23 protein-coding genes are annotated in these 25,511 nt (G+C 45.8%); 15 read left to right on the top strand and 8 right to left on the bottom strand.

The genetic code is table 11. The features are described from left to right. The first annotated feature begins 205 nt into the window (after positions 1 to 205). Genes KIO97_RS07065 through phoU form a run of 4 tightly spaced genes read left to right on the top strand, consistent with a single transcriptional unit; the run spans position 206 to position 5,662 of the window. A complete protein-coding gene (locus tag KIO97_RS07065) occupies positions 206 to 2,410 on the top strand; it encodes an ABC transporter permease subunit (RefSeq protein WP_285381705.1) in 2,205 nt (734 codons plus the stop codon). 27 nt (positions 2,411 to 2,437) lie between these two features. Then, the gene (gene pstA / locus KIO97_RS07060; protein ID WP_005424815.1) at positions 2,438 to 4,111 is read left to right on the top strand and encodes a phosphate ABC transporter permease PstA; all 1,674 of its coding nucleotides are present in this window, start codon (positions 2,438 to 2,440) and stop codon (positions 4,109 to 4,111) included. A gap of 2 nt (positions 4,112 to 4,113) precedes the next feature. Further along, positions 4,114 to 4,932: a phosphate ABC transporter ATP-binding protein PstB gene (gene pstB / locus KIO97_RS07055; protein WP_010648411.1), complete on the top strand. Its 819-nt coding sequence runs from the start codon at positions 4,114 to 4,116 to the stop codon at positions 4,930 to 4,932. A gap of 31 nt (positions 4,933 to 4,963) precedes the next feature. After that, on the top strand, positions 4,964 to 5,662 hold the full coding sequence (gene phoU, locus KIO97_RS07050; protein WP_005424791.1) for a phosphate signaling complex protein PhoU: 699 nt from the start codon (positions 4,964 to 4,966) through the stop codon (positions 5,660 to 5,662). A gap of 2 nt (positions 5,663 to 5,664) precedes the next feature. Here the strand turns inward: phoU and KIO97_RS07045 are convergent, their stop codons facing one another. From KIO97_RS07045 to KIO97_RS07025, 5 genes are all read right to left on the bottom strand, one after another. Then, complete coding sequence (locus tag KIO97_RS07045) at positions 5,665 to 6,141, bottom strand: hypothetical protein (RefSeq protein ID WP_050904834.1); 477 nt, start codon at positions 6,139 to 6,141, stop codon at positions 5,665 to 5,667. A 147-nt stretch (positions 6,142 to 6,288) separates the two neighbouring features. Further along, a complete protein-coding gene (locus KIO97_RS07040; protein WP_005424822.1) occupies positions 6,289 to 7,224 on the bottom strand; it encodes a LysR family transcriptional regulator in 936 nt (311 codons plus the stop codon). 9 nt (positions 7,225 to 7,233) lie between these two features. After that, positions 7,234 to 8,010 (bottom strand): polyphosphate kinase 2, encoded by a 777-nt coding sequence (gene ppk2 / locus KIO97_RS07035; protein WP_005424773.1) that lies wholly within the window; start codon positions 8,008 to 8,010, stop codon positions 7,234 to 7,236. Positions 8,011 to 8,076: 66 nt separating this feature from the next. Next, positions 8,077 to 8,820, bottom strand: coding sequence for a copper homeostasis protein CutC (locus KIO97_RS07030; RefSeq protein ID WP_285381701.1), 744 nt, complete (start codon positions 8,818 to 8,820; stop codon positions 8,077 to 8,079). A gap of 275 nt (positions 8,821 to 9,095) precedes the next feature. Continuing rightward, the gene (locus KIO97_RS07025; protein WP_005424820.1) at positions 9,096 to 9,704 is read right to left on the bottom strand and encodes a peroxiredoxin C; all 609 of its coding nucleotides are present in this window, start codon (positions 9,702 to 9,704) and stop codon (positions 9,096 to 9,098) included. A gap of 200 nt (positions 9,705 to 9,904) precedes the next feature. On the opposite strand from KIO97_RS07025, the gene KIO97_RS07020 reads away from it, so the two are divergent. From KIO97_RS07020 to aceA, 3 genes are all read left to right on the top strand, one after another. Then, positions 9,905 to 10,810: a hydrogen peroxide-inducible genes activator gene (locus KIO97_RS07020; RefSeq protein ID WP_005424789.1), complete on the top strand. Its 906-nt coding sequence runs from the start codon at positions 9,905 to 9,907 to the stop codon at positions 10,808 to 10,810. 606 nt (positions 10,811 to 11,416) lie between these two features. Beyond that, positions 11,417 to 13,045, top strand: a complete 1,629-nt coding sequence (gene aceB, locus KIO97_RS07015) for a malate synthase A (RefSeq protein WP_285381699.1) — start codon at positions 11,417 to 11,419, stop codon at positions 13,043 to 13,045. 148 nt (positions 13,046 to 13,193) lie between these two features. Beyond that, entirely contained in the window at positions 13,194 to 14,507 is a 1,314-nt protein-coding gene (aceA, locus tag KIO97_RS07010; RefSeq protein WP_005424793.1) for an isocitrate lyase, read from the top strand. 105 nt (positions 14,508 to 14,612) lie between these two features. Here aceA and KIO97_RS07005 read toward each other — a convergent pair whose 3' ends face one another. Further along, positions 14,613 to 15,059: a CBS domain-containing protein gene (locus tag KIO97_RS07005; RefSeq protein ID WP_306417134.1), complete on the bottom strand. Its 447-nt coding sequence runs from the start codon at positions 15,057 to 15,059 to the stop codon at positions 14,613 to 14,615. A gap of 234 nt (positions 15,060 to 15,293) precedes the next feature. Then, on the bottom strand, positions 15,294 to 15,515 hold the full coding sequence (locus KIO97_RS07000; RefSeq protein ID WP_010648399.1) for a hypothetical protein: 222 nt from the start codon (positions 15,513 to 15,515) through the stop codon (positions 15,294 to 15,296). 260 nt (positions 15,516 to 15,775) lie between these two features. On the opposite strand from KIO97_RS07000, the gene KIO97_RS06995 reads away from it, so the two are divergent. The 7 genes from KIO97_RS06995 (at position 15,776) to KIO97_RS06965 (ending at position 23,494) form a co-directional block, all read left to right on the top strand. Beyond that, positions 15,776 to 16,945, top strand: coding sequence for a trypsin-like serine protease (locus KIO97_RS06995; RefSeq protein WP_285381695.1), 1,170 nt, complete (start codon positions 15,776 to 15,778; stop codon positions 16,943 to 16,945). Between the two features lie 245 nt (positions 16,946 to 17,190). After that, on the top strand, positions 17,191 to 18,243 hold the full coding sequence (gene queA, locus KIO97_RS06990; protein WP_005424901.1) for a tRNA preQ1(34) S-adenosylmethionine ribosyltransferase-isomerase QueA: 1,053 nt from the start codon (positions 17,191 to 17,193) through the stop codon (positions 18,241 to 18,243). Positions 18,244 to 18,448: 205 nt separating this feature from the next. Continuing rightward, positions 18,449 to 19,585 (top strand): tRNA guanosine(34) transglycosylase Tgt, encoded by a 1,137-nt coding sequence (gene tgt / locus KIO97_RS06985; RefSeq protein ID WP_005424899.1) that lies wholly within the window; start codon positions 18,449 to 18,451, stop codon positions 19,583 to 19,585. Positions 19,586 to 19,762: 177 nt separating this feature from the next. After that, positions 19,763 to 20,092 (top strand): preprotein translocase subunit YajC, encoded by a 330-nt coding sequence (gene yajC / locus KIO97_RS06980; RefSeq protein ID WP_005424903.1) that lies wholly within the window; start codon positions 19,763 to 19,765, stop codon positions 20,090 to 20,092. A gap of 21 nt (positions 20,093 to 20,113) precedes the next feature. Further along, entirely contained in the window at positions 20,114 to 21,970 is a 1,857-nt protein-coding gene (gene secD, locus KIO97_RS06975) for a protein translocase subunit SecD (RefSeq protein ID WP_005447728.1), read from the top strand. A gap of 14 nt (positions 21,971 to 21,984) precedes the next feature. After that, complete coding sequence (secF, locus tag KIO97_RS06970; protein WP_038890720.1) at positions 21,985 to 22,932, top strand: protein translocase subunit SecF; 948 nt, start codon at positions 21,985 to 21,987, stop codon at positions 22,930 to 22,932. Positions 22,933 to 23,125: 193 nt separating this feature from the next. Next, positions 23,126 to 23,494, top strand: a complete 369-nt coding sequence (locus KIO97_RS06965) for a hypothetical protein (protein ID WP_285381692.1) — start codon at positions 23,126 to 23,128, stop codon at positions 23,492 to 23,494. A 152-nt stretch (positions 23,495 to 23,646) separates the two neighbouring features. On the opposite strand, the gene suhB is transcribed toward KIO97_RS06965, so the two are convergent. Beyond that, positions 23,647 to 24,450 carry an inositol-1-monophosphatase gene (suhB, locus tag KIO97_RS06960; protein ID WP_005424885.1) on the bottom strand — a complete coding sequence of 268 codons (804 nt, stop codon included), beginning with the start codon at positions 24,448 to 24,450 and terminating at the stop codon, positions 23,647 to 23,649. 231 nt (positions 24,451 to 24,681) lie between these two features. Between suhB and trmJ the strand changes: the two genes are divergently transcribed. Further along, a complete protein-coding gene (trmJ, locus tag KIO97_RS06955) occupies positions 24,682 to 25,401 on the top strand; it encodes a tRNA (cytosine(32)/uridine(32)-2'-O)-methyltransferase TrmJ (protein WP_285381690.1) in 720 nt (239 codons plus the stop codon). The last annotated feature ends 110 nt before the right edge of the window (positions 25,402 to 25,511 follow it).

The following is a 25,511-nucleotide window of genomic DNA, read 5'->3' as shown; positions in this document are numbered from 1 at the left end:
ACCTAGCCTAAAATGAAGTAAATCCGCACTCATCTGTGGGATAAAAAAGATGAGCCTGAACACTATGAGGTTTACGTTACAGTTTTATTTCATAACACGGCCTGCATAAGAGTTGTATTCTTTTCAGTTGTTTAATGTGATCTGTAATATAATTGTCATCTTAACGACATATTCTAGTACTAAGTCAAAAAGGGTAGAGAGATCAATGGCACAAGCCGAGTTTTCATTGCAGGAAAAAGATAAAAAACGATTGATCAAAGATCGTTTGGTTCGTTTTGCAGTGACATCAGGTGGTGTAGGCGTTCTTGCTGCTCTTGTGTTGATCTTCGTTTACCTTGCGATGGTGATCATTCCTCTGTTTTCTGATGCAGAGATCGAAACCAATTATGCCGCTCGTGCAACCCAAAGCGGGAAGCCACTCGCAATTTCCGTTGATGATTACTCCCAAATCGGTTTGGTTTTAACCCAATCCGGTGAAGTGCGTTTTCTACCTCTTGACGATTCTAGCAAGCCCGCGCTTTACACTCAGCAGATAGCTAATAACCCAGTGGCATTTTCTCAGTCTGCACCAGGATTGGGTTGGTATGGTTTAGTCGATGGCCAAGGTAAAGCGCACATCTTCAAGCCGGAGTTTAACGCGACGCTGCGCGAAAACACTCGTCCACCAGAAGTGGTGCCGTTTCGAACCTCAATGGACATGCAACTGACAGATGCATCCGATCCAGTTAAGAAGTTTGTTTTTAGTACTTCCACACAAGCTCCAACCCTTGTTTGGCAAACACAAAGCGGCGTAATAAAAGCGCGTTGGCAAGTGCCTCAACTATTAGATGCATCACCTGTTACCCATGATTACACCTTCTCTTCAGGTTTTGATGCGCCAGACCAAATGCTGCTGACGCCAGATGGTAATAACCTTTATTTGCGACATGGATCAGAGCTGATTGTTTTGGTGAAAGGTGACAATAAATTCTCAGTGCGCGAGGTTATCGATCTGACTCAGGGTGATAAAAAGCACTCAGTGAGAACGATGGATTTGCTGGCGGGGGCGTATTCTTTGCTCGTTACGCATAACGATGGTCGTGTATCACAATGGTTTGATACGTTGCAGGGCGACAAGCGTACTTTGACTCACATTCGCGACTTTAAGTTGGCGTCTGAGCTGAAGTATTTACTTCCCGATTCACACCGCAAAGGTTTCTACAGCTTTTACACCAACGGTACTTTGCAAAGCCACTACACCACCAGTGAGAAGTTGGTGTTGTTTAAACGTGCCTACAAACAAGCGCCAGTGATGGCAGGAATGTCGAATAACGAGCGCTACCTGATCACATGGCAAAACGACAAACTGACGGTCGCATTTGTTGATAACCCATATCCAGAAGTTTCTCTGTCCTCCTTGTGGCAGAAGGTTTGGTATGAAGGTTACCCAGAGCCCGAATTTGTGTGGCAATCCACCTCAGCTAGTGACGATTTTGAAGCGAAGTTCAGCTTAGTGCCAATTGCGTTTGGTACCATCAAAGCGGCGATGTTCGCGATGCTGTTTTCGGTACCACTGGCAGTTTTAGGCGCAATTTATACCGCCTACTTTATGTCGCCACGTATGCGTCGTGTGGTGAAGCCATCAATCGAGTTAATGGAAGCTTTGCCTACGGTTATCATTGGTTTCCTTGCCGGGCTCTGGTTCGCTCCGATTGTGGAAGACCATCTAATTACCGTTGTGGTGATGCTGTTTGTTTTGCCTTTGAGCACTATGGTGATGGGCGGCCTATGGGCACTGATCCCACAACCGATACGTAATCGCCTGCCAAACGGGTGGCATGCTTTGGTATTAATGCCTTTGATTTTGCTACTGATCGGTTTGGGTGTGTGGGTATCACCAATGCTTGAGCAAGCCTTCTTTGGCGGGGACATGCGTTTGTTCCTGACTGACCATGGCATTGGCTTTGACCAACGTAACGCGCTGGTGGTTGGCTTGGCGATGGGCTTTGCGGTTATTCCAACGATTTTTACCATTGCAGAAGATGCGATTTTCTCTGTACCTAAGCACTTATCGGATGGCTCATTAGCGCTGGGTGCGACGCCATGGCAAACCCTGATTTATGTGGTCCTACTGACAGCCAGTCCGGGTATCTTCTCGGCAATCATGATGGGGCTTGGTCGTGCTGTAGGTGAAACCATGATTGTATTAATGGCGACGGGTAATACGCCATTAATGGATTGGAACGTACTAGAAGGCTTACGTAGCTTGTCGGCAACCATTGCGGTTGAGTTGCCAGAATCGGAAGTAGGCAGTTCGCACTACCGATTGTTGTTCTTATCGGCATTAATTTTGTTTGTCTTCACCTTTGCGGTGAACGCCTTGGCGGAATGGGTTCGTCAAAGACTAAGAGATAAATATCGTGCGTTGTAATCAGTTAACGAAAGAGCGAGTAATAGCGTGTTAAATTGGATTCGTTCTGGCGCACCTTGGATTTGGTTAACCGGGGGAGCGGTAAGCATCAGCTTGCTTTCTGTCCTCGGTTTATTGCTATTGATTGGCTGGAAGGGGCTGACTTACTTCTGGCCTGCGCCACTTTATCAATGGAATGTTGCTGCGCTGACTCCGGTGCAGGGCGAAGTGCTGCATGAAAACTCGATTCTGGTTGGTCAGGTTTACGAGCGCAGTTTTGTGCCAAGAAGTTACCTACCAGAAGAAGCGGCGAATAAACTCGCGGATGACGAAGAATTTGCGACACGTTTGAACATCAAAATTGCCAACCGTGAGTTGTATCCAGCTGACTTTATCTCGGTTCTGAAAATGCAGTTGGATGAGCCGACGACACCCGGTGAATGGGCGGTGATTGAACGCAGCAGCGGTGGCTACTTCTTCGGTAAGTTTGTTGCTTTTCAAGATGGCGAAACGCGCTATGAAAACAACATTCCAGCGCTTTTGGACCAGAAGCTCGATGATGCAGAAACCTTGCACCATGAAATTGATATGCTGGTGGATGATCAAGTAAAAGACTTAGGTTGGAAGCTAGAACAACTTCGCTTAGACAAGCGCAAGCATGAGCTTAATGACACCATCACTGAAGAGTTTTTGGCAAATAACAGCCAACGCAAAGCAGAAATTGAAGCAGAGTTAGCCAAGCTAGACATGCAACTTGACGGGTTGCGCCTAGGCTTCTCGGATTATGCTCTCATTGTTGAAGACATGACTGGGACTCAAGTTTCGATTCCGTTAGAAGACATTTTGGACTACTGGTATCCCAACCAAATGTCACTGCCTGAAAAGGTGGCTCATTGGGGGAAACAGGTTTGGAAGTTCCTCTCAGAAGACCCACGCGAATCGAATTCTGAAGGTGGTGTTTTCCCAGCGATTTTCGGTACAGTTTTCTTGGTTATCATTATGTCGATCATCGTGATGCCATTGGGGGTGGTGGCGGCGATTTATTTGCACGAGTACGCTAAGAACAATGCGCTTACTCGAGTCATTCGCATTGCGGTTATTAACCTTGCTGGTGTTCCTTCGATTGTTTACGGTGTATTTGGTTTGGGCTTCTTTGTTTACACCATTGGTGCCTCGATCGATAACCTGTTTTACGCTGAAAGATTACCCGCTCCAACCTTTGGTACGCCGGGCTTGTTGTGGTCAGCATTGACGTTAGCTGTATTGACGTTACCGGTGGTGATTGTCACCACGGAAGAAGGTTTAACCCGTATTCCAAGCTCTGTTCGTCATGGTTCGCTAGCCTTAGGCGCAACGCAGTTCGAAACACTGTGGCGTGTGGTTTTGCCTATGGCAACCCCTGCGATCATTACTGGTTTGATTCTAGCGATTGCTCGTGCTGCGGGGGAGGTTGCACCCTTGATGCTAGTGGGAGTTGTGAAGCTGGCTTCTAGCTTGCCAGTGGATGGGCAATTCCCTTACGTGCATTTGGACAGAAAGTTTATGCACCTAGGCTTCCACATTTATGATGTTGGATTCCAGACCTCGAATATCGAAGCTGCGCGTCCGTTGGTTTACGCGACTTCCTTCTTACTCGTGACGGTTATTGTCGGACTAAACTTAACAGCAATCAGTATTCGTAATAATCTGCGAGAGAAATACCGAACTTTAGGACAAGATTAAGCATGTTTAACTTTGATAATACATTAGGTTATGAGCCACCATTGGATGTGCATAACCTGACGGATGAACAAACGGCTATCTCGATCGAGAACCTTAATCTTTTCTATGGTCAGGCTCAGGCGCTGCATGATATCTCCATGCGTATCCCGAAAGGGCGCGTAACCGCATTCATCGGACCGTCAGGTTGTGGTAAATCCACATTGCTGCGCTGTATCAACCGCATGAACGATTTAGTCGAAGGTTGTAAGGTGACGGGGCAAGTACGTTTGCACGGTAAGAATGTGTACAACCCAAGTGTGGATGTGGCAACACTGCGCCGCCGAGTAGGTATGGTGTTTCAGCGCCCAAACCCATTCCCCAAGTCGATTTACGAAAACGTGGTTTACGGTCTTCGTTTACAAGGTGTGAAGAACAGTCGCATGTTGGACGATGCGGTCGAGCGTTCACTGCGTTCTGCGGCATTATGGGACGAAGTAAAAGATCGTCTACATGAAAATGCATTCGGACTTTCTGGAGGCCAGCAGCAGCGTTTGGTGATTGCTCGCGCCGTCGCGATTGAGCCAGAAGTACTATTATTGGATGAACCAACGTCGGCTTTGGATCCAATCTCAACTTTAACTATTGAAGAGCTTATCAACGAGCTCAAGACTCAATATACTGTGGTTATCGTTACCCATAACATGCAACAAGCGGCGCGCGTCAGTGACCACACGGCATTCATTCATATGGGTAAACTGATTGAATATTCGGATGCGGATTCGATCTTCACCTCTCCAATGAAGAAACAAACCGAAGATTACATTACCGGTCGTTACGGCTAAGCCGCGACCTTTCAAGGATTAAAGGAAAGCCATGCACTTTGGACGTCACATCTCAGGACAATTTAACGTAGAGCTAGAATCGATTCGTACCCATGTACTCACCATGGGAGGCTTGGTAGAACAGCAGTTGTCGTATGCTATTCAAGCCTTGCACAAAGAAGACATCGAACTAGCGCGTAAAGTTGTACGTGATGATCACAAAGTTAATGCGATGGAAGTGTCGATTGATGACGCTTGTACTCGCATCATCGCTAAGCGTCAGCCTACGGCAAAAGACTTACGCTTAATCATGGCGATCATTAAGACCATCACAGATCTTGAGCGCATTGGTGATGTTGCAACGCGTATTGCCTATGTGGCGATTGAAAGCCCGTCATCGCAAGAGCGTCAATTCCAAGTCTCATTAGAGCCTTTATGTCGTCAAGCGATCCAAATGCTGCACCAAGTGCTCGATGCGTTTGCGCGTATGGACGTAGAAGCAGCGGCAGAAGTACACAAGCTTGATGATAAGTTGGATGCGGAATACGAAGCGGTGATTCGTCAGTTGATGACTTACATGATGGAAGATCCGAAAAACATTCCACATATTCTGCAAGTGATGTGGTCAGCGCGTGCCATTGAACGCGTAGGTGATCGATGCCAGAACATTTGTGAATACATTATCTACTTCGTGAAAGGGAAAGATGTACGCCACCTTGGCGATCAAAGCATTGATGACGTACTGAAGTAACCTTATAAGCGCAGACCAAAACCCACAGAGAAGTTGACGGCCGTATCGGTAAACGTGTGGGTTTTGTCGTCTTTAAAGATATCCAAATCCGCCCCTGCTCTGACTGAGAGAATCGGATTTACCTGATACACATAAGCACCACCGATACTCAATCCTGTTGTATCTCTTCTTTCCTCTCTATAAGTGCCATCATAACTGGCTATACCAAGGCTGGCTTGAAATCCCATTTGTGGCTGGTGGTCAAACATGTGTTGAAAACCAACGCGATAGGCATCGATAGTTTCGTCAAAGTTTCCACTGGTGTAGGTCACTCGTGAGTAATCAAAATAGAGCGCGTCAAAGCCAGCGACGTCATTAGTGCCAAGCTGAATACCAGCACCGCGAAATGAGCCAACTTTCACTTCTGGAGAAACAAATAACCCAGATGCGTTTATCGATAGAGGTATGAAGAGTGTCAGTAAAGGGAGGATCTTTTTCATATAACTTCTCAAGGGATCTACTCAGAAGCTTCCTTGCCGAGGTAAGCTGAACTCCTTTTCAGTTAACTTGCGATAAACAATCTTATTGAGAAGTAAGGTTTATGACTAAATGGCTATCATTATCTAGGTGATAACTAAAACTTATCGTTAAGAGACCTTGTCAGCTTGCTGTACTAGGCCTTGTTGAATTAAATCGACCAGCCATTTTACAAGTGGGTTGTTTCGATTTCTAACATGTATATGAGCATGGACAGACTTCATTTGTGGCTGTCCATCAATCGTGACATCGACAGCTCTTAGTCCTTGAAATTGCTCTATTGGGAATAAGTCGGAGTGTGGAAGGTACATATCAGTATGTTTCACCACATCTATGATTGCCATGACTAACTCAGAACGAAATCCAACAGTATGCTCGATCCCTAAATCAGTCAGTAACTGCGAAGCATAGCTGAATTTGTCGTTCCAGCCAGGGGAAATCAAAGATGCGATAGGGTAGCCACTCAAGTCATGCGGTTTTACGTGAGACTGTTTGATTGGGTGGCCTTCACGAACAAGAATCCGTCCCTTTAAATCGATTAGCTTAGGCGTGTAGATCTCTTTATTTGCTAGAAGTAACTCGTAATTTACCCCTATCAGCGTTTCGCCTTTCAAGATTTCATCAACCGTACTGTTTGACCAACTGACTAATTCAAGTTGCGCGTTAGGGGCTAACGCTCTCATTTGTTCGAAGAGGAAACCGGGCAAGCAAGTCATTGTGATTGGTGCCAGTGCAATTCGAATTTTGTTGTCCACTTCGGCAGGATCAAACTGATGAGAGCGGTTAACCGCTGCCGCTAAACCATCGAGGTGGGGCGTAATATCGTTGGCGAGAGATTCTGCGAAAGGTGTCGGTTCAAGACCTGTTTTAACCTTTACAAACAGCTCTTCATCGAAGTGATTACGTAGCTTTTGTAACGCTTGACTGATGGCGGGTTGAGAGACAAACAAGCGCTGAGAAGCTTTACGCATGTTTTTCTCTTGCATCAAAACCATAAAGGTTTTGAGCAGATTTAGGTCAAGGGTATGAAACAGGTCTTTCGCCATGGTACATCTCTAGTATTTATCAGGAACGAAGGTTTGATCGTCTATGGGGGCTCGGACGTAGCCTTCCTTATTCAGCTCTGGCAATTCGATAACTGGATGCTCAAGTTCTTCGTATTCGACTTGACTGAGCAGATGGCTGATACAATTCAAACGTGCTTTCTTTTTATCATCAGAAGGCACTACCCACCAAGGGCAGTTTTTTGTATCTGTGTAAGCAAACATTTTGTCTTTTGCTTGTGAATATTCCGCCCAGCGATTACGTGACTCTAAATCCATCGGGCTGAACTTCCAGCGTTTGATAGGGGTATTGATGCGCTCCAGAAAGCGCTTTTCTTGCTCTTCATCGGAGACTGAAAACCAATACTTAATTAAGATGATGCCAGAGCGTTGCAGCATGCGCTCGAACTCTGGGCAAGAGCGGAGAAACTCCTCATATTGTTCCGGGGTACAAAAGCCCATGACTTTCTCTACGCCAGCGCGGTTGTACCAACTGCGGTCAAACAGCACGATTTCCCCAGCAGCAGGCAGATGTGCCACGTAGCGCTGGAAGTACCATTGTGTTTTTTCTTTTTCTGTTGGGGCAGGAAGAGCCGCGATACGGCAGACACGAGGGTTGAGTTTTTCAGTGATGCGCTTGATGGTGCCACCTTTGCCAGCGGCGTCGCGTCCTTCAAACAGTACCACGACTTTAAGCCCTTTGTGTTTGACCCACTCTTGGAGCTTAACCAACTCAATTTGCAGCTGTTCTAGTGCTTCTTCGTATTCCTTTTTCTTTAGTTTCGCCATGTTTCCTCCCGTCCTTAGTTATCAATATGTTAGCACTCAATAACTAAAGACGGGATTTGAAAGCGCTTAATTGAGAGCTGTTACCATGTTCGCGATAGCATCGGTGTTGGTGACAGGAATCGAAAAATCATCCACATCGGCAGCGCCCATTTTGCTTTGCTCGGCAATAAAGGTCATGTGACTAGGGCGAGTTGTCTTGCCAGATAAATGCACTTCGATGACTTTGGCTTGTTCAACAAGCTGGCCAACATTGTCTGCATTCACACCGGCGCCTGCCATGATCGCAATGCGTCCTTGTGCTTGCTCGACCAAAGCTCTAAGCACATCGATACCTTGCGGTGCCGAAGGTGCAAGGCCAGAAGTCAAAATACGCTCACAGCCTAGGCTGATCACTTCTTCTAACGCTTTTTCAGCGTCACGACATTGGTCAAAGGCACGATGGAAGGTTACGCCTAGACCAAGCGCTTGTGCAAATTCACACAATGCTGTTGCGTAAGGCATATGAATGTTGCCGTCTTGAGTGAGCACGCCGAGCACGACACCATTCAAGCCTGCTTGTTTAGCAGCTTCAATATCCCAGCGCATCATTTCGATTTCTTCCTCACTGTAGAAGAAGTCGCCTTGGCGCGGGCGAATCATCGCGTAAACCGGAATAGTAGAGCGTCTAGCTGCTTGCTGCATAAAGCCATAGCTTGGCGTTAAGCCACCTAAAGCAAGTGAAGAGCAGAGTTCGATGCGGGTTGCACCACCAGCAATCGCGTTATGGAGAGATTCAATGTTATCAATACAGACTTCAAGTTGAGTGTTCACGAGGTTGTCCTGAATTATTGTAATTACAGCAAATACTAGCAGGACGAAAGGGGAGAATCTGTACTGAGGGCGAAGGAAATAGAGGTAAATTTTTTGCGCGATGCTTGCCTCTTTTGCTTTTCAAAACCGCAGATAAAAAGAAAGCCCAGAGCGAACTCTGGGCTTTTTTATGACTTTACTTAGACTGATTGGCGTTTGCGGTTTTTCCGCTATAGCTTTTTGCTTTATATATACATCCAACCAACACGCCCGTTGAGCTTGGGCGGCAGTGTCTATTACTTGCTTAGGTCGTCTGCGTGCTCAGATAGGAACGCTGCAACACCTTTTGGAGATGCGTCCATACCTGCTTTACCTTCTTCCCATTGTGCAGGACATACTTCGCCGTGCTTCTGGTGGAAGTTTAGTGCATCAACCATGCGTAGCATTTCGTCGATGTTACGACCTAGTGGTAGATCGTTAACTACTTGGTGACGTACAAGACCGTCTTCGTCGATTAGGAAAGAACCACGGAAAGCAACGCCTGCTTCTGGGTGCTCTACATCGTACGCTTTACAGATTTCGTGCTTAACGTCAGCAACTAGAGGGTATTTAACTTGACCGATACCGCCATCTTCGATAGCAGTGTTACGCCATGCGTTGTGAGAGAACTGAGAATCGATAGAAACACCGATTACTTCAACACCCTTAGCTTGGAAATCAGCTAGACGGTTGTCGAATGCGATTAGCTCAGATGGGCAAACGAAAGTGAAATCTAGTGGGTAGAAGAATACTACTGCTTTCTTACCTTTAGTGAATTCTGCAAAGTTGAAGTTTTCAACGATTTCGCCGTTACCTAGAACAGCTGCTGCAGTAAAGTCAGGGGCTTGACGACCTACTAGTACCATTTTTTTGCTCCTAAAAAATTTGGTTTGATCCAAACCTACATTCAGTTATTTAGGTTTGGTCCTTGTTTGTGCGAGACAAACTATAGTACAGATTGTAGTATTGAAAAAAGCGAAATAAATAGATTGAGTTCATCGAAAAAAGCGATAATAACGAAACTATTATCTCGATCACTGGAACAGCAATAGATACAAATAGAATTATGAATAAATGGCCTAGCTTGAAGCAGTTACACTATTTGGTCACTCTGCATGAAACTCGACATTTTAGTGATGCTGCTGAGCGTTGTTTTGTCAGTCAATCTACCTTGAGTAAAGGCATCCAAAACCTTGAAGAGTTGATTGGTTGTCCACTTTACGAAAAGAAAGATAAGAAAAGCCCACTGGTTTTCACTCAAGCGGGTGAAATGGTCGTGCAGCAAGGTCGCGAACTGCTCGCTAAAGGGCAAGATCTTGTTGAACTGGGTCGTCTATGCCAAGGCGATGATATGGAAGGGCAGCTAAAAGTAGGCTGTATTCCGACCATTGCTCCTTTCTTATTGTGCGACCTTGTCCAAGAGGTGAACTACCGCTTCCCTCAATTAAACCTTCTATTAAGAGAAGACACGACGACTAACTTGCTGCAAGCACTTCGCCACGGTGAGTTGGACGTGTTGATTCTGGCTCTGCCTGTAGAGATAGAGGGAATGGAAAGCCGAGTAGTGGGACAAGACCCGTTCCGCATGGTGATCAGTGCCAATCAAGCGGATTCCGTTCCTGTGCCGATCCGTTATGCAGATTTGCCAGATGAATCCGTCTTCTTATTAGAGAAAGAGCACTGTCTTACAGAGCACGCGGTTTCAGCATGTAAGTTGACGGACAAAGAGAAGATCAACCCATTCACCGCAACCAGTCTTCATACATTGGTGCAAATGGTAGCGAATGGTCTGGGCACCACGTTTATTCCGCAAATGGCGATTGATCATGGTTTGCTACATAACCAGAACTTAGTGGTGATCGACCCTCCTGGTCAGCAAGCGTATCGCGATATTGGTTTGGTTTGGCGCCCGAGCTCGTCACGATCAAACACTTTCAATCAATTGGCGGAAGTCGTCTCTGAACTGCTTTAGCTATTAGTATTAGCCTGCTACTCCCGATCTAATATCAAAAAGCGCACTAGAAATAGTGCGCTTTTTAGCATTTTATTCTGCGCGTGAACTTTGACTTGTAAAATTTTACAGATGAACTTTCATGAAGCTTTCATAAAATAGTGAAATTTCACAATGTTAATTTTACACAACTGCCTATGTAACGCGTTTAAGTCGCGTTTGATTTCCTCTTTCTAGCCCTTGTGAATACAAGGATTTTTCTCTTGCCTCACTATTCATACACTTGTTTGAATTCAAAAATGACCTGTAAAATTGATGTAATTAAATTACGTAATAACTTACAAATTAAACTCAAAAATCAAACACTTGTTTGATACCGAATAAAACTTTGAATTTAACGTTTTGTTTACTTGAGGGGTTTCGCTTAAACCTTTGTTGGGTTAGCTTAATTAAAGGCTTTTAAGACTTATGTCTAGATTGAAAAAGCAATTTAGGTTGCGCAATGTATAGACACAACGAAGCGAAGTGAACACCAAATCGAAGGATGTAATTTGTTGTTCATAACTTACAAATGTAGCTTTAGGCTGACTGCCCAAGATGGATAAAGCACGTTAAGGATGAATGATTATGCTTGCTCAGACAGAACAAAAAACACAACAACTAAAGCAAACCCAAGGCATGCTTGAGGTGAATGGAGTCGTTGCTCCTGAACATCAAGCAATTTTCCCTGTTGAAGCCCAAACCTTTTTATCTCTACTGTGTGAAAAATTTGCCGGACGTGTTGAACAGTTGCTGGAAGCACGAGAAGAGAAGCAAGCACGCATCGACGCTGGTGAACTGCCAGGCTTTCTACCAGAGACACAAGACATTCGTGAAGGAAGCTGGAAGATCCTTGGAATCCCGCAAGATCTGCAAGATCGCCGAGTGGAAATCACTGGACCAACCGATCGCAAGATGGTGATTAATGCACTGAATGCGAATGTAAAAGTGTTCATGGCAGATTTCGAAGATTCGATGTCCCCTGCGTGGAGTAAAGTTCTGGATGGTCAAATCAACCTGCGCGACGCTGTTAATGGCACCATCAGCTACACCAATCCTGGCAATGGCAAGCACTATCAGCTGGCAGAAGACCCAGCGGTGTTGATCTGCCGTGTTCGCGGACTGCATCTAAAAGAAAAACACGTAACGTGGCACGGTCAGATCATTCCAGGAGCGCTATTCGATTTCGCTCTGTACTTCTACAACAACTATAAAGCGCTACTGAAAAAGGGAAGCGGTCCATACTTCTACATTCCGAAACTGCAATCGCATCATGAAGCGAAGTGGTGGAGCGAAGTGTTCCATTTCACTGAAGAATATTTCGGTTTGGATACAGGCACCATCAAAGCGACTGTATTGATTGAAACCTTACCAGCCGTATTCGAAATGGATGAGATTCTGTTCTCTCTGAAAGAGCACATCGTTGGTTTGAACTGTGGTCGCTGGGATTACATCTTTAGCTACATCAAAACACTGAAAAATCACCCAGATCGCGTACTTCCGGATCGCCAAGTTGTGACCATGGACAAGCCATTCCTCAATGCTTACTCAAGATTATTGGTGCGCACTTGTCATAAACGTGGCGCATTTGCAATGGGCGGCATGGCAGCCTTTATTCCGGCTAAAGACCCACAAGAAAACCAAAAAGTGCTGGATAAGATCCACAACGATAAATCACTAGAAGCCAACAACGGTCATGACGGCACTTGGGTTGCTCACCCGGGGTTGGCAGACACCGCAATGGAAGTGTTCAGTGCCACACTGGGGCAGCGCACTAACCAATTGGATGTGAGCCGCTCAGAAGACGCACCAATCACCGCCGCAGAGTTACTTGAACCGTGCGAGGGTGAACGTTCAGAAGAGGGTATGCGCCACAACATCCGCGTTGCGCTGCAATACATCGAAGCTTGGATCTCTGGCAACGGATGTGTGCCGATTTACGGACTGATGGAAGACGCTGCAACGGCAGAAATCTCCCGCGCTTCTATTTGGCAATGGATTCAACACGGTAAGTCGCTCGACAACGGATTGAAGGTCACTAAAGAGCTGTTCGAGCTGTATCTGAAAGAAGAGATTGAAGTCGTGAAGCAAGAAATTGGCGAGCAGCGTTACCAAGCAGGTCGATTTGAAGAAGCAGCAGACTTGATGGCTAGGCTCACCACCAGTGATGAACTGACCAACTTTTTAACCATTCCAGGTTATGACTACTTGGATTAATCCAAAGATTTCAAACACTCAATTTATTTAACTAATACATGTTCATTTAACCAATACGTGAAGGATTCGAGGCAGATAAGGATGTACTGCCTGAGAACGGAAAACTCAACGCACACGCAAAAGTGCACATTATAAGAGGGATAGACCAATGACTAACTTAACTCGCCGCCAACAAATTGAAGCTCTGGAAAAAGATTGGGCAACCAACCCACGCTGGAAAAACGTAAAGCGCACTTACACAGCAGAAGAAGTAGTAGAACTGCGTGGTTCTATGGTGCCTGCGAACACAATCGCACAACGTGGTGCTGACAAACTTTGGTCACTGGTCAACGGTAGCTCAAAGAAAGGCTATGTAAACTGTCTTGGTGCACTGACGGGCGGTCAAGCCGTACAGCAGGCGAAAGCGGGTATTGAAGCTATTTACCTATCTGGCTGGCAGGTAGCTGCGGACAACAATACCGCTTCGACTATGTACCCAGACCAATCTCTGTACCCAGTAGATTCTGTACCGTCGGTAGTAAAACGCATCAATAACTCATTCCGTCGTGCAGACCAAATTCAGTGGTCTGCAGGTAAGTCACCAGAAGACGAAGGCGGTATTGATTACTTCCTACCAATCGTAGCGGATGCGGAAGCAGGCTTTGGTGGTGTATTGAACGCTTACGAGCTAATGAAATCGATGATCGACGCAGGTGCGGCAGGTGTTCACTTTGAAGACCAACTGGCATCAGTGAAGAAGTGTGGGCACATGGGCGGTAAAGTACTGGTTCCAACTCAAGAAGCGGTGCAAAAACTGGTAGCGGCTCGCCTTGCAGCAGACGTTGCAGGCACGACAACGCTGGTAATTGCGCGTACCGATGCAAACGCAGCAGACCTACTAACGTCTGATTGTGACCCATACGATAAAGACTTTATTCAAGGAGAGCGTACGCCAGAGGGCTTCTACCGTGTACGTGCAGGTATCGACCAAGCTATCTCTCGTGGCCTAGCTTACGCGCCATATGCGGATCTAATCTGGTGTGAGACAGCAACGCCATGTCTAGAAGAAGCACGCAAGTTTGCAGAAGCAATTCATGCAGAGTACCCAGACCAACTGTTGGCATACAACTGCTCGCCTTCATTCAACTGGGAGAAGAACCTAGACGCAGAAACCATTGCTAAGTTCCAGCAAGAGCTAGCTAACATGGGCTACAAGTACCAGTTCATCACGCTAGCAGGTATCCACAACATGTGGTTCAACATGTTCGAACTGGCACACGCTTACGCTCAAGGCGAAGGCATGCGTCATTACGTTGAGAAGGTTCAACGTCCTGAGTTTGAAGCGGCAGAAAAAGGTTATACGTTCGTAGCGCACCAACAAGAGGTTGGTACGGGTTACTTCGATAGAATGACCAACACAATTCAAGGTGGTAACTCGTCAGTGACAGCACTGACAGGTTCTACTGAAGAAGACCAATTCTAATCAGCATTGAGTCCACAATTACTACGTTAGTAATGACATCTTTGAGCGGCAATTGAGCCGCTCTTTTTTTGCCTGCGATTTGAGAGAATGAAACTTAGTAGCGAATTAATCCACTTCGATCTCTTCCGGCTCGGTCTCTTCTTGTAATTCCAGCAAGTTAATTGCAATAGTTACAAAATCGGTATCGGTGATGATGCCGACCAAGTGACCTTTATTGACCACTGGCAAACAGCCGACTTTGTGCTTTTGCATATAGATTGCGCTTTCCTTTAAACCTGCTCTTGGTTCGGCAGTCATGATGTTGGTGTGCATCATTTGGTAAAGCGGAGTATCGAGGGTAAAAGATTGTTCAGCCTCATCTGGGTGCAAGCAGGATTCTTGTGCTGCAAGAATATCGCGTTGAGTCACCAAGCCTTTTAAGTGTTTATTGGCATCAACAACCGGAATATGTCGAATATCAAGCGCTTCCATCATGCTTTTTGCGTCACGTAATGTGTGCTCACGCAGCAAGGTATGAGGGTTGCGAGTCATCATGTCTTCAACCTTGATCATAGAGACCTCCAGCGGCATTGTCCTTCTCTTAAATATAGAGAATATTTTGCTGCATATCTGGGAGCTAACTCGTTTTTCACTAATAAAATAAAACGATTAGATGGAGATCAATCAGAGGTGAAAATGGACTGGTGTTTTCTATAATTCCAGCTACTCATTCGGGGTGAGTCTAGGATGTAAGCGCTATCATAAATAACCAAAGCTAAGGCGTTTAAACCTTAGCTTTGGTTACTCTTAACGTTGCTTAAAATGCACACAGATAAGACCATAAGCTTTCGCATCGACACAGCGACCGATGTAGCTTTTATCTGGCAGGTTTACGGCACATAAGCGAGGGACCTGTTTTAGGTAACAGGCATCTTGCAACACTTTGAGTCGATCATTGCTGGAACTTGCGATTGCTCCAGATGAAAACGCGAGTACGGCAGCACTCAGCGCTAGAGTTAACATCTTCATACTTACCTCAATAAATGTCTAAAGAGCAAATGCTCACCTTCACTATAGTTCATAGAAATTACTACTGATTGGTTTGTTAATTATTGCTATTTGCCGTTGAAAAACTCAATGCGAGTCAGTTTGCATTTTTCACTGATAAGGTATGTGGTCAGAATGTAATCTAATGAGTTGAATCGCACATTTTTACTTGCTTGATTTTCCAAGATAAGCCTGTGGAAGAAGATACGCTCAGGCTTACCAGATTGAAGATTACAACCTAAATGAAACGAACGACATGCAACAAGCTCATTGCTTTGGCAGTGGCGGCATTCAGTGTGCAATCCGCTCAAGCGATTGTGTTAGGAGATGAGCAAACCGACCCGGTTGATCGTGTGACCCTACGCGCAAGTAACATGGCAGAGTTTCCGCTGTGTGGCGGTACCATGGTGACGGAACAGTGGGTATTAACTGCGGCACACTGTGTGGTGATGGGGCAGGGAACGAACGAAGCGAGCTATTATGTTACTCCGCCGGGAGAACTGTCGGTGAACGCCAATGTGTATGAACTCAATTCAGCAGGGCTTGATAACTTTTATCCTGTCTCTCACGTTGTGGTTCACCCTGACTATACGCGAATTTCAAAAGCTGAGATTGATAGCAACGGCAACGTGAAACCTATCCAAACTGGTTTAGATTCAGACATCGCGTTGTTGTACCTCACGCGCCCAGTGGCGAACGCGCGCGTTGCTGACTTAGCAAATAAAGCTGATATGGAAAATATCGAAGCACGTTTGGCTGCGGATTGGAACGATAATTATCTGACGAATCAACGTGTCGAAAACGTGCAAGTATTTGGGTGGGGGACCACTCAGCCCGATGCCTCTGAACCTTCCAATACGCTCAAAACCACCATCAGCACATTTTTGCCGATCGACAAATGTTATGAGCGTTTAGAAATTGGCAGCAGTTTTCCGGGAGTCATTGATTCAAGAGAAAACCAAACCAAAATTTGCACACTTCCAACGAAGAACCGCGTATTGGAGCCGGATAGTCATACTCAATATGGTAACTCCGCGTGTAAAGGTGACAGTGGTGGTCCGCTCATTGATGTCGCAACGGGTAAGCAGATCGGTATCGTAAGTGGTGCGCCTCTTATTCTACCAACGTGTGGCTCTTTAACGATCCCAAGCTTCTACACTAAAGTGGGGCAATATTACGATTGGGTACAGTCCTACATCACCGCCGATGGTCCACCGAGCAGTTACATCATTGAGCCGAACTTCATCAAAGAAGCGAATAGTGGAAATGGTGGTGGGGAAGAAGAGTGCCATGATGGGATTGCGACCAATAACTGTGATTTCAGAGGCTCTGAAGACGACGGTGGTAGCTTAGGCGCTTGGCTATTTAGTTTGCTGGCTCCACTAGCGTGGATGCGCCGACGCAAAAGTTAAACTTTCAGTAACTGATAAACGTAATTAGACATTTTAAAAAGCAGCGCACTTCGCTGCTTTTTTTATGTGTGTGTATCCTGCACCTTTCACGTTTTATTACACTCTTAGTGAAAGCTTTTACAGTCAATCTAAGGGGATTTGCTTGCTATTGCAGCATGTAAACATATACTAGTCTGCTGCGAAAAACTCGTCGCAATTTTATCGTCGTCTTTGACGTGATTTGACCAATAGATAAGACAAGTAACATGCAAGTATCAGATTTCCATTTCGACCTTCCAGATGAACTCATCGCTCGCTACCCTCAACCAGAGCGTACCGCTAGCCGACTGCTGCAAATGGACGGCAATACTGGTGAACTTATTGATGGCACGTTTACCGATGTGCTGGAGCAAGTTCAAGCCGGTGACCTAGTGGTTTTCAACAATACTCGCGTTATTCCTGCGCGTTTGTTTGGTCGCAAAGAGTCAGGCGGCAAGCTAGAAGTGCTGGTGGAGCGTATGCTCGATGAGAAAAGCATCCTGGCACACGTTCGTTGCTCTAAATCGCCAAAACCAGGCACAACGATCTTGGTTGGTGAAAACGATGAATACTCAGCGCAAATGGTCGCTCGTCATGATGCACTGTTTGAACTGAAATTTAACTCTGATAAGACGGTACTCGAGATTCTGGAAGAAATTGGTCACATGCCACTTCCTCCATACATCGACCGCCCAGATGAAGACGCGGATAAAGAGCGTTACCAAACGGTTTATAACCAAAAGCCAGGTGCGGTTGCAGCACCGACGGCGGGTCTTCACTTTGATGATGTTCTGCTTGAGAAAATCAAAGCGAAAGGCGCTGAGTTTGCGTACGTTACTCTGCACGTAGGTGCAGGTACGTTCCAGCCAGTTAAAGTCGATGACATCAACGATCACCATATGCACGCAGAATACGTAGAAGTTCCGCAAGACGTAGTGGATGCGATTAACGCAACCAAAGCGCGCGGTGGCCGTATCGTCGCTGTTGGTACAACGTCTGTTCGCTCACTAGAAAGTGCAGCACAAGACGCGCTAAAGAAAGGCACAGAACTGGTTCCATTCTTTGGCGATACTGAAATCTTTATCTACCCTGGTTACGAGTACCAGCTGGTGGATTGCTTGATCACCAACTTCCACTTACCAGAATCAACCCTGATCATGTTGGTGAGCGCGTTTGCTGGTTACGAGAACACCATGAATGCTTACAAGCACGCGGTGGAAAACAAATACCGTTTCTTCTCGTACGGTGACTCAATGTTTATTAAAAAGAAGACAGCATAATGTTTTAAGCCCTCTCTAGCCCTCTTCCTTGTGAGGGGGTCGGTTAGGAGGGGTTAGAAAGCTAACGATTTACGAGTGCTAGCAGTAGGCTAGGAAACAGAGCAGAACCTCTGCTTTGTCTCTCGCACGGAAGGCGACCGCTCCTTAAAGTGGGGGAAACCCCAAGATACATAGTCAGACTGTTTCTCTGACACTCGGAGGCATCGTGAAATTATCATTCGATCTTAAAAAGAAAAACGGCAATGCGCGTCGTGGTCAATTGACCTTCGAACGTGGCACTGTTCAAACTCCAGCATTCATGCCAGTAGGTACTTACGGTACGGTTAAAGGCATGACTCCGGAAGAAGTAAAAGGCACGGGTGCAGAAATCCTGCTAGGCAACACTTTCCACCTATGGTTACGTCCTGGTCAAGAAGTGATGAAAATGCACGGTGACCTGCACGATTTCATGAACTGGCACGGTCCTATTCTTACTGATTCAGGCGGTTTCCAAGTATTCAGCCTAGGTAAAATGCGTAAGATCACTGAGAAAGGTGTTCACTTCCGTAGCCCTGTAAACGGCGACAAGATTTTCATGGACGCTGAAAAGTCGATGGAAATCCAAAAAGACCTAGGTTCTGACATCGTAATGATCTTCGACGAGTGTACGCCATACCCAGCGACACACAACGAAGCGAAAAAATCGATGGAAATGTCACTACGTTGGGCACAACGCTCACGTGACCACTTCGATAAGCTAGAAAACCCGAACAACCTATTTGGTATCGTTCAAGGTGGTGTTTACGAAGATCTACGTGATGTGTCTATCAAAGGTCTGACAGAAATCGGCTTTGATGGTTACGCGGTTGGTGGTCTTGCAGTAGGCGAACCGAAAGAAGACATGCACCGTATCCTTGAGCACACGTGTCCACAGCTTCCAGAAGACAAGCCTCGTTACCTAATGGGCGTAGGCAAACCGGAAGATTTGGTTGAAGGTGTTCGTCGTGGTATCGACATGTTTGACTGTGTAATGCCAACGCGTAACGCGCGTAATGGTCACCTATTTGTGACTGGTGGTGTGATCAAGATCCGTAATGCGAAACATAAAACGGATACAACTCCGCTAGATCCGCATTGTGACTGTTACACTTGTCAGCACTACAGCAAATCGTACCTTCACCACCTAGAGCGTTGTAACGAAATCCTAGGTGCTCGTCTGAACACTATCCACAACCTGCGTTACTACCAGCGTCTGATGGAAAGCATTCGTAAGGCGATTGATGAAGATCGTTTCGATGAGTTCGTTACTGAGTTCTATGAGCGTCGTGGTCGTGAAGTACCACCACTAGCAAAAGAGCAGTAATTGACAGATTAAAAGAATTAAAGCCTTTGGCATGTTGCCAGAGGCTTTTGCTAATAAAGTAGGCTAACGTACGTTATTTTTGAGAAGGTGATCTCTATTACTTAATCTCAAACTTGAATCTAAATTACGAAAGCCCAACTTGTTGGATTATCAATAAAATATAATGAGGATGTTTTAATGTTTATTTCTCAAGCTCACGCAGCAGCAGAAGGCGCACCAGCAGGCGGCGGTTTTGAAATGCTAATCATGCTAGGCATGTTCGCGGTGATCTTCTACTTCATGATCTACCGTCCACAATCTAAGCGTGTTAAAGAACACAAGAACCTAATGTCTTCTATGGGCAAAGGCGATGAAGTTCTAACAAGCGGCGGCCTAGTGGGTAAAATCACTAAGATTGCTGAAGACAACGATTTCATTTCAATTGAGCTAAACGCAAACAATGAAGTTGTAATCAAGAAAGACTTCGTAACTGCAGTGCTACCAAAAGGTACGCTGAAGTCTCTATAAAACAGCTAAAGGATCCTCGCTGTGCTAAACCGTTATCCATTATGGAAGTACTTGATGGTATTTTTTGCCATCATCACCGCTGCGTTATACGCACTTCCAAATATCTACGGTGAAGATCCGGCTATTCAAGTTACAGGGGCGCGTGGCGCCTCTGTAGATATGTCAACGCTGGATGCTGTCACCAAAGCTCTTGATAAAGAGCATCTCTCTCATAAATCCATTGCTCTCGAGAATGGATCAATCCTTGTTCGTTTCAATGACACGGACACTCAAATCAGTGCCCGCGATATCATCAGCGAAGCGCTTGGCAAAGATAAAATTGTTGCACTAAACCTTGCTCCATCTACGCCAGATTGGCTAGAAGCAATCGGTGCGTCGCCACTTAAGCTGGGTCTTGACCTACGTGGTGGTGTTCACTTCCTAATGGAAGTTGACATGGACGCGGCGATGGAGAAGCTGGTTGGTCAGCAAGAAGAAGCTTTCCGTAGCGAACTTCGTGAAGCTAAGATTCGTTACCGTGCAATCCGTCCTTCTGGTACAGAGGGTGTGGAAGTCTTGCTACGTAACGAGGAGCAACTAGCGGAAGCGAAAGCAACGCTAGAAAAGAATCACCCAGACATGAACTTTGTCGACTCTGATTCTAATGGTCGTTACGCGTTGATTGCCACCTTTACCGAGCAACGTTTACAAGAGATACGTAACTACGCAGTTGAACAAAACATCACGATTCTTCGTAACCGTGTTAACGAACTGGGTGTTGCTGAGCCACTGGTTCAACGTCAAGGTGCTAGCCGCATCGTAGTTGAGCTGCCTGGTGTTCAAGACACCGCTCGTGCGAAGGAAATTCTAGGTGCTACGGCAACACTAGAGTTCCGCGAAGTTGATGATAAAGCTGACCTGTCAGCGGCGGCAAATGGTCGTGCGCCAGCAGGTAGCGAAATCAAGATGGACCGTGATGGTCGCCCAGTTGTGCTTAAGAAGCGCGTTATTCTTGGTGGTCAAAGCATCACGGATGCAAGTTCAAGTGTTGATGAATACGGTCGTCCACAAGTTAACATCTCGCTAGACAGCGAAGGTGGTAACAAAATGTCTGCGTTCTCTAAGAAGAACATCGGCAAGCTAATGGCTACCGTGTTTGCAGAATACAAAGACAGTGGCCGTCGTACGCCAGAAGGCAAAGTTATCCTTGATAAGCACGAAGAAGTCATCAACCAAGCAACGATTCAATCGGCTCTTGGTCGTAACTTCCGTATCACTGGTATCGACTCAGCAGCAGAAGCGCACAACTTAGCACTTCTACTACGTGCTGGTGCTCTAATCGCACCGATCTCTATCGTTGAAGAACGTACCATTGGTCCATCAATGGGTCAGCAAAACATCGATATGGGTATCCAAGCATGTATCTGGGGTATGGTTGCGGTAATGCTGTTTACGCTGCTTTACTACCGTGGCTTCGGTCTGATTGCTAACATTGCGTTGATGGCAAACTTGGTTCTTATCATTGGTGTTATGTCGATGATTCCGGGTGCTACCATGACGCTGCCTGGTATTGCCGGTATCGTATTAACCGTCGGTATGGCGGTCGATGCGAACGTGCTGATATTCGAGCGTATCCGTGAAGAGCTTCGAGATGGACGCAGTCCTCAGCAAGCGATTCACCAAGGTTACGCAAACGCATTCAGTACTATTGCCGATGCGAACATCACAACGCTTATCACTGCGATCATTCTATTTGCAGTGGGTACAGGTGCGGTGAAAGGCTTCGCAGTAACACTATCTATCGGTATCTTAACTTCAATGTTCACCGCTATTGTGGGTACACGTTGTATCGTGAACCTGATTTACGGTGGCAAACGCGTTGATAAATTGTCGATCTAAGGCTGGGAATTAATATGTTTCAAATTCTAAAAGCAGAAAACACGATCGGCTTTATGCGTTGGTCGAAAGTCGCGTTCGTATTCTCTATCTTTATGATCGCTGCTTCTATCTTCACGCTATCAACCAAATGGTTGAACTGGGGTCTAGACTTTACTGGTGGTACGCTCATCGAGGTAGGTTTTCAACAACCTGCAAACCTTGAAGAGATTCGTGCAGCGCTAGATTCAAAAGGCTTCGGTGATGCGACAGTACAAAACTTTGGTAGTGCTCGCGATGTAATGGTTCGTCTTCGTCCTCGTGACGATATGTCTGGTGAAACACTAGGTAACCAAATCATTGGTGCTATCAAAGAAGGTACGGGTGAAAGCGTAGAAATGCGTCGTATCGAGTTTGTAGGTCCAAACGTTGGTGATGAGCTAACAGAAGCGGGTGGTCTAGCGATTCTTGTATCGCTGATCTGTATCCTGATTTACGTATCGATGCGATTTGAATGGCGTCTAGCGGCTGGTGCGGTAATGGCACTAGCACACGATATCATCATCACACTGGGTGTGTTCTCGTTCCTACAAATCGAAGTTGACCTTACCATCGTAGCGGCGCTACTAACGGTAGTCGGTTACTCGCTCAACGATACCATCGTTGTATTCGACCGGATTCGTGAAAACTTCCGTAAGATGCGTAAGGGCGAACCTTCAGACATCATGGATGCATCAATCACTCAAACATTGAGCCGTACATTGATTACGTCGGGTACAACCTTGTTCGTAGTAATTGCACTGTTCATGCAAGGTGGTGCGATGATTCACGGCTTCGCAACCGCACTTCTACTTGGTATCACGGTAGGTACTTACTCTTCTATCTACGTAGCATCAGCACTAGCGCTGAAACTGGGTATCCAGAAAGAGCACTTAATGCCACCTCAAGTAGAAAAAGAAGGTGCAGAGTTCGACGAGATGCCATAAGGCAGATTGAGAATCGCAAACAAAAACCGCTGAGCAGTCAGCGGTTTTTTTGTATCCAAAATTCTGCCTTTCAATTTTCTTTGAACTGTTTCGAGGCACTGATGACCCATTTTGAACGGTGAAATAGGAATCGCTATGTTGCTTTATTTCAAGGCCAATAGGAGAGTTGGGCTTCCAAAAGCTCGATGTAAAAATGATGGTTAAGTCCGGATTGTTTTCTTTCTGCTTGTTTACCATGAATGCACCTGCTGTTGCTGGGCAGCTTTATGATACCTACCTAACGATCAGAAACGACTTGTATCAGATGCAATATGCAGAAGTGTTGAAGGTGATTGCAGAGCTAGATCTTTCTGCCAAAGAAAAACGAGAAATTCAGTCTCATCCAATAAAATTTGGTCATCAATTCCCATTTTTATCATCCATCCCATCAAGTTTGGTTACGGAGCTGTCTTACTTTGAAGCATACAGTGAGGATGGAGGCGTTGGGTGTCTTTCCGTAAACGGCTTTGGTGATGTATACCAGCCAGTGACGGTCTCGTTGCAGTTTCTAATGAAGGAATAAGTATGGAAGGTTAAGCACGTAAAAATAGACCACTTATCTGACTACGACCGCTTCTATAAACAGGCAGATTGTTCGATATAAAAAAGCCCCGCTCAATGAGCGGGGCTATTCAAAAGTCATCAGCGTGACGGGCTTAGTATGACTTGAGAATCTTACTTAAGGATCGCGCTGTTGCCGTTTTCGCGAACGTGCTTAAGGATAGATTTCACGCCACGAGCGCTAGAAGCAACAATGTTACCAGACTTCATGTACTCAGTACCGCCAGCGAAGTCAGTTAGGATTGCGCCAGCTTCACGAGCGATAAGCTCACCAGCAGCCATTTGCCAAGGTTTTAGGCCTAGCTCAAAGTAACCATCTACACGGCCAGCAGCCACGTAACATAGGTCAAGAGCAGAACAACCGCTACGACGGAAGTCAGCACACTCAGTGAATAGAGAACCTACGATCTTGATGTAAGACTCAGAGTGTTGCTTCTGTTTGAATGGGAAACCAGTCGCTAGAACAGTACCGTGTAGGTCTTTAAGTTGAGTAACACGGATACGAGCGTTGTTTAGCTGAGCGCCAGCACCACGTTGTGCAGTGAATAGCTCGTTTTGCATTGGATCGTATACACAAGCCACTTCAGTTTTACCTTTGAAGCGAACCGCGATAGATACTGCGAAAGTAGGGTAACCTTTTACAAAGTTATTAGTGCCATCCATTGGGTCGATGATCCATTGTACGTCTTTATCTTTACCTTCGATAAGACCAGCTTCTTCAGCAACGATGCAGTGCTCTGGGTAAGAGTGCTTGATAGTATCGATGATGATAGCTTCTGCTTCTTTGTCTACATTAGTAACAAAGTCATTAGTGCCTTTTAGCGTAGATTCAATTTTATCTGTGTTTTCTAATGATTTAGCAATGTGATTGCCTGCCTTTCGCGCAGCGCGAATAGCAATGTTTAGCATTGGATGCATACGAATTTCCCAACGGATGTTAAAGAACAATTTAAAGCGGCGGCGAGTATACCAGAGTCAAAGCAAAAGGGAAGTGGTTATTTTTTGCTCGTTAGAGAAAGGCGTTGTGATAGCTCTCTCGATAGAGAGGAAAACAATTGATGAGAATGCGAATAGAAACCTGCTTCGCTCTAGGGTGTATTAGAAAATTATGATAATATCCCTCGGTTTTAATTCAGGTAGCAAACACAGATGTTGGATCAAGTAAAAATCGTACTCGTCGGGACTTCTCATTCAGGCAACATTGGCTCAGCTGCACGAGCAATGAAAGTCATGGGTTTAAGCCAACTTGTATTGGTGGATCCGCAATGTGAAGTGGATGACCAAACTCTTGCTCTAGCCGCTGGTGCTGGTGATATTGCTCAAAACGCAACAGTCGTAAGTACGCTAGAGGAAGCCATTGAAGACTGTGGTCTTGTCGTCGGTTCTAGTGCTCGTTCACGCACACTTGAATGGCCAATGCTTGAGCCACGCGAATGTGGTGAGAAATTTGCTGTTGAAGGCCAAAAACACCCTGTTGCACTAGTCTTCGGCCGTGAGAGAACAGGCCTGACTAATGACGAACTGCAGAAGTGTCATTACCACGTTTGCATTCCAGCTAATCCTGAATACAGTTCACTCAACTTAGCTATGGCGGTACAAACGCTGAGCTATGAAGTTCGTGTTGCACACCTTAACCTAGAGCAAAGCCAATACGCGTCAAGTGAACCTGAAGAGTACCCACGCCATAAAGAGCTAGAAATGTTCTTTGAGCACCTTGAAAAGGTGATGATTGATACCCAATTTATCAACAAAGAGCAGCCAGGTCAGGTGATGAACAAACTACGTCGTTTGTACTCACGTGCACGACCAGAGGCGCAAGAATTGAATATTCTGCGTGGTGTTTTGACAGCGATCGAAAAGAAACTTTGAACAAATAATAACCATTTTAGGTGTAAGGATGAATACCTGACTAAAATAGTCAAATAAATACTTGACCGTTTTAGTCGGGTATGGAAAAATCCTAATCATTACAAACCATG

This window comes from Vibrio sp. B181a, assembly GCF_030248375.1.
In the GTDB taxonomy this organism is placed as follows: domain Bacteria; phylum Pseudomonadota; class Gammaproteobacteria; order Enterobacterales; family Vibrionaceae; genus Vibrio; species Vibrio campbellii.
Note: the sequence above shows the minus strand (reverse complement) of the source record. Positions and strands in the feature narration are given on the sequence as shown.